Origin of the sequence: Mesorhizobium sp. M7A.F.Ca.MR.362.00.0.0 (genome assembly GCF_004023175.1) — a bacterium.
Lineage (GTDB): Bacteria > Pseudomonadota > Alphaproteobacteria > Rhizobiales > Rhizobiaceae > Mesorhizobium.
In genome coordinates this window covers 1-12,747 of the sequence record NZ_RZTF01000029.1, presented here as the reverse complement: position 1 = coordinate 12,747, position 12,747 = coordinate 1, and the positions used below count along the sequence as shown (strand labels likewise).

The 12,747-nt window shown below is 62.7% G+C and carries 12 protein-coding genes and 1 pseudogene; 12 read left to right on the top strand and 1 reads right to left on the bottom strand.

Going from position 1 to position 12,747, the window contains the following annotated elements; all coding sequences use genetic code 11:
* The 11 genes from EOC06_RS06625 to EOC06_RS06575 all read left to right on the top strand — a co-directional run.
* Positions 1-746: PfkB family carbohydrate kinase (locus tag EOC06_RS06625; RefSeq protein WP_245469369.1), on the top strand; the 746-nt coding region annotated here is incomplete at its 5' end.
* Positions 747-834: 88 nt separating this feature from the next.
* Positions 835-1,980 carry an ABC transporter ATP-binding protein gene (locus EOC06_RS06620; protein ID WP_127319222.1) on the top strand — a complete coding sequence of 382 codons (1,146 nt, stop codon included), beginning with the start codon at positions 835-837 and terminating at the stop codon, positions 1,978-1,980.
* A gap of 108 nt (positions 1,981-2,088) precedes the next feature.
* Positions 2,089-3,336 carry a sugar ABC transporter substrate-binding protein gene (locus EOC06_RS06615; protein ID WP_127266568.1) on the top strand — a complete coding sequence of 416 codons (1,248 nt, stop codon included), beginning with the start codon at positions 2,089-2,091 and terminating at the stop codon, positions 3,334-3,336.
* Positions 3,337-3,472: 136 nt separating this feature from the next.
* Positions 3,473-4,369, top strand: a complete 897-nt coding sequence (locus EOC06_RS06610) for a carbohydrate ABC transporter permease (protein ID WP_023808791.1) — start codon at positions 3,473-3,475, stop codon at positions 4,367-4,369.
* A 5-nt stretch (positions 4,370-4,374) separates the two neighbouring features.
* Positions 4,375-5,217, top strand: a complete 843-nt coding sequence (locus EOC06_RS06605) for a carbohydrate ABC transporter permease (protein ID WP_023808790.1) — start codon at positions 4,375-4,377, stop codon at positions 5,215-5,217.
* A 111-nt stretch (positions 5,218-5,328) separates the two neighbouring features.
* Positions 5,329-6,102: a sugar phosphate isomerase/epimerase gene (locus tag EOC06_RS06600; protein ID WP_128307394.1), complete on the top strand. Its 774-nt coding sequence runs from the start codon at positions 5,329-5,331 to the stop codon at positions 6,100-6,102.
* An 11-nt stretch (positions 6,103-6,113) separates the two neighbouring features.
* Positions 6,114-7,190 carry a Gfo/Idh/MocA family protein gene (locus tag EOC06_RS06595; protein WP_128307381.1) on the top strand — a complete coding sequence of 359 codons (1,077 nt, stop codon included), beginning with the start codon at positions 6,114-6,116 and terminating at the stop codon, positions 7,188-7,190.
* A complete protein-coding gene (locus EOC06_RS06590) occupies positions 7,190-8,008 on the top strand; it encodes a sugar phosphate isomerase/epimerase (protein ID WP_127319214.1) in 819 nt (272 codons plus the stop codon). Before EOC06_RS06595 ends, EOC06_RS06590 begins: the two co-directional genes overlap by 1 nt.
* Positions 8,008-8,841: an alpha/beta fold hydrolase gene (locus EOC06_RS06585; RefSeq protein WP_128307380.1), complete on the top strand. Its 834-nt coding sequence runs from the start codon at positions 8,008-8,010 to the stop codon at positions 8,839-8,841. Before EOC06_RS06590 ends, EOC06_RS06585 begins: the two co-directional genes overlap by 1 nt.
* Positions 8,838-9,560 (top strand): ribulose-phosphate 3-epimerase, encoded by a 723-nt coding sequence (locus EOC06_RS06580; protein ID WP_127319210.1) that lies wholly within the window; start codon positions 8,838-8,840, stop codon positions 9,558-9,560. The genes EOC06_RS06585 and EOC06_RS06580 overlap by 4 nt, the downstream gene beginning before the upstream one ends.
* Positions 9,557-10,585, top strand: coding sequence for an ROK family protein (locus tag EOC06_RS06575; RefSeq protein ID WP_128307379.1), 1,029 nt, complete (start codon positions 9,557-9,559; stop codon positions 10,583-10,585). The genes EOC06_RS06580 and EOC06_RS06575 overlap by 4 nt, the downstream gene beginning before the upstream one ends.
* Before the next feature lie 69 nt (positions 10,586-10,654).
* On the opposite strand, the gene EOC06_RS06570 is transcribed toward EOC06_RS06575, so the two are convergent.
* Positions 10,655-11,983 carry a dicarboxylate/amino acid:cation symporter gene (locus EOC06_RS06570; protein WP_128307378.1) on the bottom strand — a complete coding sequence of 443 codons (1,329 nt, stop codon included), beginning with the start codon at positions 11,981-11,983 and terminating at the stop codon, positions 10,655-10,657.
* Positions 11,984-12,122: 139 nt separating this feature from the next.
* Between EOC06_RS06570 and EOC06_RS06565 the strand changes: the two are divergent.
* A pseudogene (locus tag EOC06_RS06565) lies at positions 12,123-12,747 on the top strand (sensor histidine kinase); the annotation flags it as partial.

Below are 12,747 nucleotides of genomic sequence, written 5' to 3'. Positions count from 1 at the left end.
ACGCCGTGTTGTGCGATCTCGTTGCGAGCGGCGTTGAAACCGCGTTTGCGCCGCGCCACCCGCACGCGCGCCCGGTGCGCTCGCGGATCACCGTCGGTTCGGATGGGGAGCGATTCATCGCGTATGACGACGAAGCGATGCTGGGCACCGCGCCGGACTTTCCGGACGAGGTTCTCAGCCGCGCGACAGTCCTGATCGTCGACAGTTACGGGATCGGGTCGCTGGATGTCGTGGCTCGGGCTCGCGATCTCGGCCTTGCGATCCTCGGCGATGTCGAATGGAGCCACGGCCCGGCCACCGAGAGACTGATCGGGCTCTGCGACCATCTCATTCTTCCGCTCGGCTTCGCGCGGACCGCCACCGGCCGCCAGTCGCCGGCCGAGATACTCGATGCATTGTGGTTGCCGTTGCGGTCCGCCGTGGTTCTGACGGATGGCGGCAGGGGCGTCTTCTATCGCGGACGCGACGAGACAGGGCTCTGGCACCTGCCTCCGCACCGGGTTGCCGTCGTCGACTCGACCGGCGCCGGTGACTGCTTTCATGGCGCCTATGCCCTTGCATTGACGCGCGGGATCGACACCGCAGGCCGGGTCGCATTCGCGGCCGCGGCGGCGGCCCTTTCGATAACGGGGCGGGGCGGGCGCGAGGCGCTTCCGACCGACGACCAGGTCAAGCAACTCCTGGCATCGACAAACGCGCCGTCGGCAGTCGAACTGAAATATGCGCGGCTCGATACCGGAACATAGCCTAGCTATCCGAGGAAAAATTTCGCAGGTGAACGTAAGCCGAGGACAATCATAAAAATCAGTGGCTTAGACTTGTGGAGGGAGGAATATGGCAGAAGTCGTTCTTGAGAATATCTGCAAGACATACGGGAACAATTTTCACGCAATCGACCAATTGAACCTGTCGGTTAAGGACGGTGAGTTCTTGATTCTCGTCGGGCCGTCCGGCTGTGGCAAATCCACCGCGCTGCGGATGATCGCGGGATTGGAGGACGTCACCAGCGGCAGCCTTCGGATCGGCGGTGTCGACGTCGTCGACATGCCGCCCAAGGACCGCGACATCGCGATGGTCTTCCAGAGCTACGCCCTCTACCCGCATATGACGGTGTTCGAAAACATCGGCTTTTCGATGCGGCTGGCAGGCAAGCCGAAGGCCGAGCGCAAAAAGCGCGTGGACGAGATCGCCAAAACCCTTCAACTGACGTCTCTGCTGGACAGCAAACCCGCGAACCTTTCAGGCGGGCAGCGTCAAAGGGTTGCCATGGGCCGCGCCATGGTGCGCGAGCCGGCAGCCTTTCTCATGGACGAACCGCTTTCCAATCTGGATGCGAAACTGCGTGTTCAAATGCGCGCCGAAATCACCAGTCTGCAAAAGCAGCTCGGCGTAACGACCATATATGTGACCCACGACCAAACCGAAGCCATGACGATGGGCGACAGGGTCGCGGTGTTGAAAGGCGGCGTGCTGCAGCAGGTCGACACACCCAAGAGACTCTATGAATCGCCGGTGAACGCCTTCGTTGCCGGCTTCATCGGGTCTCCTTCGATGAACCTTTTCGAGGCGACCCTGACGGGCGACGAACTGATGTCCGGCGCCCTGGCCATCCGGCTGCAGGATGCAGCCTTCGTGCGCAGGCCGGGCTTGAAGTCGTATGCGGGGCGCAAGGTCGTGTTCGGCATACGACCGGAGGATCTCTATGACAGCAGCCTCGAATCCGGCCGCAAGTATCAGACGATACCGGCAAAGGTGACCTCGATCGAAGAACTTGGATCCGAACAAATCGTCCATCTCGACATCGACGCGGTCCGGGTGGACTCCGGCGACCCTGACGCGGTGCAGGATTTCGGCCTGGCGTCGAATGCGGTGGCGAAATTCGAACCGACCAGCAAAGTCCGTTCCGGCTCGGAAATCAGGTTGGCCCTGGATGATACCAAGCTCCATTACTTCGACCCGGAGACGCATCTGGCAATCTGAGTATCAGCGAAGACCCGCGGGTGAGGGTGAGGCGCCTGCGTAAGAAGACTTCTGAATAACCAGACGATCGGCCGCATTGTGCGGGCGAATATAAAGAAGGAGGAGAGAATGACGTTTCGTATTAAACCCGCGATGCTGAAAATAGCCGCGGCCGCATGGTTGCTTGGCGCAACCGGCGCCATGGCGGATACGACGCTGGAATTCACCCAATGGTGGGAGCCCGAATTGCCGGCCGGCTCGCTCAGGGCAATCATGGATGACTTCGAGGCCGCAAATCCCGGAATCAAAGTGACGCTGGTCAGCGGCCCCTACGCGACCACGCGAGACCAGATCTCGGTTGGTGCTGCAACCGGAACGCTCAGCGACGTCGTCGGTCTCGACGGTGCCTGGGTGAACAATCTGAATGCGCAGAGCGCACTCGCCGACATGAATCCGATGATGGATGCGAGCGGTTTCGACAAGAGCCAGGTCGCGGACATCGTCAAGGTGGACGGCAAGGCGGTGATGTTTCCCGTGGCTTCTTTCGTCTATCCGGTCTTCGTGAATTTGGACCTCGCCGCCCAGGCAGGCGTGACCAAGCTGCCGTCGACCCGTGCGGAGTTTCTCGAAGCCGCCAAGAAGATGACGATCGCCGACAAGAACCAGTATGGCTGGGTGCTGCCCCTGTCGCTGCAAACGCCATCCGGCGTCCAGAACGACATGATGTCGTGGGTTTGGGCTTCGGGTCAGTCGATGATGGCGAACGGCAAGCCGGACCTTGAGGGCAAACCGGTGGTGGATATGCTCACCTTCGTCAAATCTCTCAACGACGCCGGAACCATCTCGCCCGGCATCGCCACCAAGACCGAGCAGGAAAAGGTCGAGGAGTTCGTCAACAACCGCGTCGGGATGATGATCGACTCGCTCGCGCATGTGAACCTCATCCGCAAGCGCAATCCCAAGCTGAACTTCGACCTCATCCCGGTCCCGGTCGTGGAAAACTATACCGGCAAGCGCGGCCTTCCCTATGCCTCCTGGGGCATCGGCATCTCTGCTGCCTCGAAACATCAGGAAGAGGCCTGGAAACTCGTCCAATATGTGATGAGTGAAAAGGTGAACGCCAAGCTCGTGTCGCTTGCAAACGCCTTCCCGGGCAACGTCAACGCCAAGCCCGATTTCGTGACCTCGGACAAGGCTTTCGGCAAGGCTTTTGAAATCTTCAAGACCGGTTATCTCGCCAATGAGTTCACGGGCCTGCCGGTGGCAGAAGACCTGATGACCCAGTTCGACGTGCAAGCCCAAAAGATGCTCGCCGGCGAGCAGTCTCCGGAACAAGCAGCCGCCGCCGCTCAGAAGGGCTGGATGGCGAAATTCTGATCGGCCTGTTCCCGTTTGCTGACTTCGACCGGGTGGCCTGACTTCGGGCAGGCCACCCGGCAACAACGGATCGGCAATTTGAGTGGACCTGTTTTGAAGCTTACCTTCTCTTGAAGGCGTATCCCAAGGTTGGCACATGACCCGGCAAAAGCGCTCCCACCACAAGCTCAAACGAGCGGTCGCACCCTACCTCTATCTGTCGCCCTCGCTGCTCATAATCGGGCTTCTGATGCTGCTGCCGATGGTGACGGTGATTGGCTACTCGTTCCAGAACAGCGCGGTGCTGCGTCGTGACCCATCCTTTGCCGGACTGAAACACTACCAGGCGATCTTCGACGACCCCGTGTTCTGGGCTTCGCTGTGGCACACGCTCTACTTCACATGCATGAGTGTCATTTTCCACATGACCATCGGCATGGCCTTCGCGCTCATGCTGAACAGCGACCGCATCAATCCGACGCTGCGCAATATCCTGCGCGTGCTCTATATACTGCCTTGGCTGTTCACCGCGGTGATTATCGCCGTGATCTGGCGCCTGCTGCTTGAGCCGAACGGTGTCGTGAATAGCATTCTCATGCAAATCGGCATCATCGGTTCCAAGGTCGAATGGTTTTCCTCGCCTGAGACCGCGCTGCACGCGGTCACCTTTGCCAACATCTGGGCGGGCTATCCGCTCTTCATGGTCAGCCTGCTCGCGGGTTTGCAGGGCATTCCCAAGGATTTCTACGAGGCTGCCGATATCGACGGGGCGAAAGCCTACCAGAAGCTGATCTTCATCACCATTCCGCAGCTGATGCCGATCATCATCAGCATCTCGCTGCTTGACTTCATCTGGACCATGCAGGTCTTCCCGTTAATCTGGATAACGACGGGCGGTGGCCCGATCTACTCGACCGAGGTCCTCAGCACCTACACGTACAAGCTGGCGTTTTCGAGCTACAACCTGTCGCAGGCTTCAGCCAGCGCTGTGGTCATCTTGTTGATCTCTCTCGGCCTGACGCTGTTCTATATTCGCTATCAGAAGGCTCGGTAGTCATCATGAGGAAAAGGCATACGCCGAAAGACAGGCTGATCACCGTCGCGCTCCATGTAGCGCTTGCAGCGGGGCTCTTTTTCGCGGCATTTCCGATCTACTGGATGCTGAGCAGCTCGTTCAAATCGAATACCGAAATCTTTGCCCTGCCACCAACCATCCTGCCAAAGGCCTTCACGCTGGAAGCGTATGCAGCCATCCTTGGCGACCCGGTAAAGCTGCGCTTCTTCTTCAATAGCTATTTCGTGGCGGGAGCGGTGACTGTGCTGACGGTGCTGATCGCCCTGCTGGCGGCCTACGGGTTCAGCCGCTTCAACTTCCGCGGCAAGGGCAGCCTCAACACAATCATCATCAGCACGCAGACGATTCCGCCGATCACACTTTTGATCCCCTTCTTCGGGCTCGTCGTCTCATACGGCATCTTCGACACCTACGTCGCACTGATCCTGACTTATCTGGTGTTTACGCTGCCCTACGCGATCCTGCTGATGACGGGATATCTGAACACCTTGCCCCGCGATCTCGATGAAGCCGTAGCCGTCGATGGCGGCACCAGTTGGACAGCGCTTTGGCGGGTGATCGTCCCGATTTCACTGCCTGGTATCGTGGCGACGTCGGTCTACACCTTCCTGTTGTGCTGGAACGAATTTCTCTTTGCGCTGACACTGACGAAGTCGACGTCCATGCGCACCGTCCCGATCGGCATCCAACTGTTGATGGGGCAGCACGCCTTCGAATGGAACCAGATGATGGCAATGAGTGTGCTCGGCTCGCTACCGCTCTTGCTCATCTACCTCGTTGCCCAGAGGTACTTCCTCGCCGGCATGACCGCGGGCTCGGTCAAGTAGGACGTCCATCCCACGGCGACGCAGGGTGGCATCAAGCAATAGGCGATATCAAGGAATGAAAGGACGAACGTGAAAGAGCTCAAAGTCGGCTGCCAGACCTTCACCTGGGAAATGCTGGGAGACCGGTTTACCGGCGGCCCCGACGATCTGCTGAAGGCGATCGCCGATGGTGGCTATGCCGGCATCGAGATCACCGACACCATGATCGGACATTATGGCGACAAGCCGGAGGAGTTCGCCGCCGCGCTGAAGGCGTCGGGGCTGACGCTGGTTTCCTTCGCCTTTGGCTCGAACAGTGGTTTTACGCTGAAGGAGGAGATTGGCGCCGACCTCGAAACCGCCAAGCGCTGGATCGATTTCGCCGCCGCCTTCCCGAATCCGCTGGTATCGATGGGCTCGGCCACGGTGGTGTCCGACGGCCCGCGCGAGGATAAGTTCGCCATCGCCGCCGAGGTTTACAACAAGGCCGGCGAACTCGGACGCAAGGCCGGCGTCCAGGTTGCCCTGCATCCTAGCTCCCACCACAACACGCTGCTGTTCGACCGCGCCGACTACGACACGATCTTTGCCTTGCTCGACCCCGACCTGGTCGGCTGGGTACCGGATACCGGCCATATACTGCGCGGCCACAAGGACATGTCCGATACGCTGCGCACCTACCGCGACCGCATCCGCTACATCCACCTCAAGGACGTCTATGCCAACGGTACCTGGGCCATGCTCGGCAAGGGCGTCTGCGACACCCCGGCGGTCATCGAGATCGCCAACACCGCACCGCGCTTCAACGGCTGGCTGGTGCTGGAGGAAGAATCCGAAACGGCCGCCGCCGATCCTGCCGGCGCGGTCAAGACCAACCGCCAGACTATGCGCAGCTACGGCGCCTGAAGAACGAGACGATGATCAAGAAACAGGATAGACGCCTCAGGGTCGGCGTGCTCGGCTGCGGCCCCATCGCGCAGTTCGCGCATCTGGAATCCTGCGTCAAGGCCGGCAATGCCGACCTCTACGCCATCTGCGACGCGGCACCCGATCTGCTTGCGCGCATGGGCGCCACTTACGAACCGCAGAAGATGTATTCCGACTATGAGGCAATGCTCGCTGATTCTGAGCTGGAAGCGGTGATCGTCGCCACGTCGGACGCCTATCACGTGCCGATGTCGATCAGGGCGCTCAACGCCGGCAAGCATGTTCTCTGTGAAAAGCCGATCGGCACCTCGGTCGAGGAGGGCGAGGCGCTGGCCGAAGCGGTCAGGCGCTCGGGCAAGATCCTGCAGGTCGGCCACATGAAGCGCTTCGATCCGGCACTGGAGGCCGCGCGCGACTTCGTTCGCGACGAGATCGGCGAAGTGCTGGCGCTGAAGGCCTGGTACTGCGATTCCACCCATCGCTACACCAACACCGATGCCGTGCAGCCGCTGCCCGTCACCAGCAGGCTAGCCAGGAAGCCAGCCGGAAATCCCAAGGCCGATCTCAGGCAATACTTCATGCTGGCCCATGGCTCGCATCTCGTCGACACGGCGCGTTTCCTGTGCGGCGATATCGTCGCCGTGCGCGCCCGCCTCAATGAGAAATTCGGCGCCTATTGCTGGTTCGTCGAAACCGAGTTCGCCAGCGGCGCGCTCGGCCATCTCGACCTGACGGTTGCCGTGCGCATGGACTGGCACGAAGGTTTTCAGCTCTATGGCGAGAACGGCTCCGTTATCGCCAGGACATTCAACCCTTGGTACTTCCGCGCCAGCGAGGTGGAGATATTTCACGAGAAGACCGCCACGGCCCACAAGCCACTCGGCGCCGATGGCCATTTCTTCCGCCGCCAGCTGGAAGGTCTTGCCGACACAGTCCTGAACGGCACGCCGATGCGTGGCGCCAATGTCGAGGACGGCATCGCCTCGATCCGCGCCATGGTCGCCATCGCGCGTTCGGTGGAATCAGGCGAGCGAGTCGAACTCGCCTCGGTGTCGGGGGCGGTGTGATGCGTCTCGGCATTTTCGCCAAGACCTTTGCCGGCACCGATCCGGCCGCCGTGCTGGCTGCGGTGCGGCAAGCTGGCTATGAGACGACGCAGTTCAATCTGGCCTGTGCCGGCCTGCCGTCGATGCCGGATGCTGTGCCGGCGGACGCCATCGCCTCCGTCCGTGCCGCCGCGCAGTCGAACGGCGTTTCACTCGCAGCACTGTCGGGCACCTACAACATGGCGCATCCCGACAAAGCCGTGCGCGACGACGGCCTCAGGCGCCTCGCCGTTGTCATCGAGGCTGCTGCTGCCCTCGGCATCCCGCTGGTCACGCTCTGCACCGGCTCGCGCAACGCCGCCGATCAGTGGGCCTATCATCCCGACAATGCCGATCCGGCCGCCTGGTCCGACATGGCCGCCGAGATGGCGAAGGCGCTGGCGCTGGCCGAAGGTGCCGGTGTCGATCTCGGCATCGAGCCTGAGCAGGCCAACATCGTCACCTCGGCCAGGGATGCGACCCGGCTGATCGCCGAGATGGGATCGAAGCATCTGAAGATCGTGCTCGATCCGGCAAACCTGTTCGAACACGCCACGCCCGGCGAGGCGCGCGCTATCGTTGCCGCCGCGATCGACGAGGCCGCCGGCCACATCGCCATGGCGCATGCCAAGGACCGTCATGGTGACGGTCGCTTTGCCACATCAGGACAAGGCATTGTCGATTTTCCTGATTTTGTTGCACGGCTAAAGGCAGCGGGCTTCGACGGACCGCTTGTCACCCACGGCCTGTCCGCCGACGAAGCCCCCGATGTCGCCGCCTTTCTGCGAAGGCTCCTCTGATGGGCGCCGCCCCGACGATCCTGCTTCGCGACGATGCAGCGCTTCGTGTCTTCGACACGGGGCAGGGCAGGCTTCCCGTCGTCTTCCAGCATGGCCTCGGCGGTGACGCAGCGCAGGTCGCGCAGAACTTTCCCGATGGTCCTTCATACCGTCGGCTGACCGTCGAATGCCGCGCGCAGGGCGGTTCCGGCGCCGGTAGCAAGCGCCCGTTTTCGATCGCGATGTTCGCCGATGATGTGCTGGCCGCCGCGGATGCGGCCGGCCTCGACCGTTTCGTCGCCGGCGGCATCTCGATGGGTGCGGCCATTGCCTTGCAGCTTGCCGCCCGGCACCCGGACCGGGTCGCCGGTCTCGTGCTTGTGCGCCCTGCCTGGGCTTTCGAGGCGGCGCCGCAAAACATGCGCCCTTACGTGGAAGTGGCGGAGCTCATCCGCAGCCGTCCTTTATCGCAGGCGCGAGATATCTTCGCGGCGTCCGCGACGGCCGCCCGCTTTCACACCGAAGCGCCGGACAATCTTGCTTCCCTGCTCGGCTTCTTCGCGCGCGAAAACGCGCCCGTCTTCGCCGAGGTGATGCAGGCGATCGCAGAGGATGGACCTGGCGTGACGCGGGCAGCCGCCGCTGGCCTTGCGTTCCCTACGCTCGTCATCGGCAGCGGCATCGATCTCGTCCATCCGCTGGCCGCCGCCCGCAGCCTCGCCGACGCCATCCCCAATGCGACCTTTGCCGAGGTGATGCCGAAGGCCACCGACAAGGAGTGCCATTTCGCCGAAATTCGCGCCGCCATCGCGGACTTTCTCGACATGAATTTCAACAACCAGGACCAGTCATGATCTCGAAACCTCTCTCAGGCCCGGCCGCCATCGCCGCATTGCCGCGCGACCGGATGATCGCCGAATTCTCGCTCTGGTCGGCCAATCTCGCCAATTTCGAAAACGACTTGAAGCGCATCGAGCCCTATGTCGATCTTCATCATATCGATGTGGCGGACGGTCATTTCGCACCGTCCTTCCTGTTCTTCCCCGATCTCGTCGCCCGCATCGCAGGGCTGACGGCGAAACCCATCCATGTCCACCTGATGGTCGATGAAGCAATCGTCGAGGCGCAGACGCGCCAGTTCATCGAAGCCGGCGCCGACATGATCAGCGTCCATGCCGAGAATGGCGAAGCCGGATTGCGCGCCGTGCGGCTGGCGCGGGAGCTCGGCGCCGAGGCCGGCGTCGTACTCAGGCTGGAGACGCCTGTCGAAGCGGTGACGGCCTTCGTCCCGGAAGTCGCCTTCGTGACGCTTCTTGGAACCGCAATCGGCGTCAAGGGACAGAGCCTGTCGGACAAGGCCTGCGACAGGCTGGGCGCTGCCCGCGCCATCCTGAGAGAGGCCGGCCGCGAGGCGCAAGTGGTTCTGGCGGCCGATGGCGGCATCCGCCACGAGACCGTGCCGTTGCTGCGTGCCGCCGGGGCCGAAACCGTGGTTCTCGGTTCGCTCGCCTTCGGTGACAAGGATCTCGCCGGCCGCATCGGCTGGCTGCACGGCTTGAAGGTCGCGGCATGACATCAGAAGCCGCCCTTGCGATCGATCTTGGCGGGACGGAGCTTCGCGCCGCCTTGGTCGACCGCGACGGCAAGATCCTGGCATTCGCGGCGGTACCGACGCAGGCGCAGGCCGGTCCCGATGTGGTGATCGGCCAGATCGAGGCGTTGGCGGCGACAGTCCATGCCGAGGCCCCGGCACTTTCGATCGTCCGCGTCGGCGTCGGTGCACCGGGGCCGCTCGATCCGCTGGCCGGCATCGCCGTCGGCCCGCCGACGCTCGCCGGCTGGCTGGACGTGCCGCTTGCCGACATCCTGGAACGGCGGCTCGGCCTGCCGGTGCGGCTGGAGAACGACGCCAATGCCGCGGCGCTCGGCGAATGGCGCTTCGGCGCCGGCCATGGCGCTCGCTCGCTGGTCTTTGTCACGGTTTCGACCGGCATCGGCGGCGGTGTCGTCGTCGACGGGCGCATCCTGCATGGCCGCCGTGGCCTTGCAGCCGAGATCGGTCACATGACCATCACCAATGAAGGCGAGCGCTGCGTATGCGGTGTCGTTGGCTGCTTCGAGGCCATCGCGTCGGGAACGGCACTTGGCCGCCGCGCCAGCGCCGCCACGGCAGCCGGAGACGGCTCTACCTTGCGACGCTTGTCAGCGGACGCGGAGGTGACCGGCCGCCATGTCGTCGAGGCGGCACGGCTGCAGGACGCTCTTGCCTCGGCCTTGCTGGAGGAGGAAGCGCGCTGGCTGGGCGTTGGCTTCACCAATCTCCTGCATCTCTATTCGCCCGATGTGCTGGTCGTCGGCGGTGGCATTGCCAATGGGCTCGATCTGATGCTGCCGACCATCGAGGCGACCATCAGGCAACGGGCCATGCGCGCCTATCGCGACGTGCCGGTCGTTCAGGCCCAGCTTGGCCGCCATGCCGGGCTCGTCGGCGCCGCCAGCCTTGTGCTGTTCGACGACGGGGGCACTTTGGCAGCCCGCATGCCTGTCGGCCCAAGCACGTTTCCGGACACGCCGCTGAGCAAGTCCGGCACGGTCTGACGTTGCGACCTGCATGACAAAGGCCAGAGGCAGCACGCCTCCGGCCTTTTACGCATTGACCGCGCGTCATTACTCGGCGGGAACAACGTCCGCCGGCAGGCTATCGTCGGCCGTGCCCGCCAGCGCTCTGGCCAGCTTGGCCTCGTCGAGTTCGCCTTCCCAGCGAGCCACCACCAGCGTGGCGACAGCATTGCCGACGAAGTTGGTCAACGCCCGGCACTCCGACATGAAGCGGTCGACGCCGAGGATCAGCGCCATGCCGGCGACCGGCACCGCCGGAACCACCGAAAGCGTCGCCGCAAGGGTGATGAAGCCGGCCCCGGTGATGCCGGCGGCACCCTTGGAGGAAAGCATGGCCACCAGCAGCAGCAGGATCTGGTCACCCATAGACAGGTGGATGTTGGTCGCCTGTGCGATGAACAGCGCCGCCAGCGTCATGTAGATGTTGGTGCCGTCGAGGTTGAAGGAATAGCCGGTTGGGATGACCAGGCCGACGACCGAGCGCTTGGCGCCGGCCTTCTCCATCTTTTCCATCAGCGAGGGCAGGGCGGCTTCCGACGAGGAGGTGCCCAGCACCAAAAGCAGCTCTTCCTTGATATAGCGGATCAGCGACAGGATGGAGAACCCGTTGTAGCGGCAGACCGCGCCAAGCACGACGAACACGAACAGGAACGACGTCACATAGAAGGTGCCGACCAGCATAGCGAGATTGATCACCGCGCCGATGCCGTATTTGCCGATGGTGAAGGCCATCGCGCCGAAGGCACCAATGGGGGCCGCCTTCATCAGCACGCTGACCAGCTTGAAGATCGGTGTCGTCAGCGCCTGCAGGAAATTGAGCACGGGCGTGCCCTTGTCGCCGACCAACGCCAGCGCGATGCCGAACAGCACCGAGAAGAACAGCACCTGCAGGATGTCGCCGTCGGCGAAGGCGCCGACGATGGTCGACGGGATGATGTTCATCAGGAAGTCGGTGACCGACTGGTCGTGCGCCTTGGCGGCGTAATTGCTGATGGTCGAGGCGTCGAGCGTCGCCGGGTCGATGTTGAAGCCGGCGCCCGGCTGCACGACATTGGCGACGACAAGGCCGATGATCAGAGCCAGCGTCGAAAAGGTGAGAAAATAGAGCATCGCCTTGCCGGCGACACGTCCGACCTTCTGCAGGTCGCTCATGCCGGCAATGCCCGTCGTCACGGTCAGGAAAATGACCGGGGCGATGATCATCTTGACCAGCTTGATAAAGGCGTCGCCGAGCGGCTTCATGCTCTCGCCGACCGACGGATAGAAATGGCCGAGCAGGATGCCGACGGTGATCGCGACGAGCACCTGCACGTAGAGTTGGGCATAGAAAGGCTTGCGCTGCGCGGCAAGCGCGCCTGATTGGTCTGCGATGTGCATCGAACTCTCCCTGGCCGGATGGGGCGGAGCGCCCTGCATGACTTCTCCCATCGCGGCGCTCCGGTCGCACGCCGCTGCCAGGGAGTTTTGCAAACGCTGTGCCAGTTCGCGGAAGGCCGGAACCACGGGATTTCCGCCTTTGTCTGACGTCATGCGGCCAAAGCCTGTGCGGATTTCCGCACAGGCAGTGTTTGCCTGGGCGGATTTTCGCATTACACTGGCCGAAAGGCCGCGAGCAAGGGGGAGAGGGCAGACGCCGCAAGCAGGCACCGATAGCGGATTCCCTGGATTTGCCGGCCGTGGATTGCTGCGCGAGGCCGTGGCGCGGCTGCGCGATGGCCGCTGGGTTGCCGTGGTCGTCGCTCTTGCCTTTCTGGCCGGCGCGATCGCCATTGCCGGGCGCATCGCCTCCGGCCAGGCGGCCGATAATCTGCGCGAGACGGCACTCGCCGCACTGCCGCTGGCGGCGGGAACCCTGACCGGCGAAATCGAAAAGCAGCGCCTGGTTCCACTGGTGTTGGCCCGAGACGACGCGGTGCGCGGCGCTCTGCGCCGGGCCGGAAAAATGAAAGAAAAGGCCCTCAACGACAAGCTCAAGTCGATTGCCGGCGATGCCTCGGCATCCGCCATCTACATCATCGATACGGCAGGCATCGCCATATCAGCCAGCAATGCCGACGAACCGGCGAGCTTTGTCGGCATCGACTACAATTTTCGGCACTATTTCAAGGAAGCGATGAGCAAGGGTGCTGCCAGCCAATATG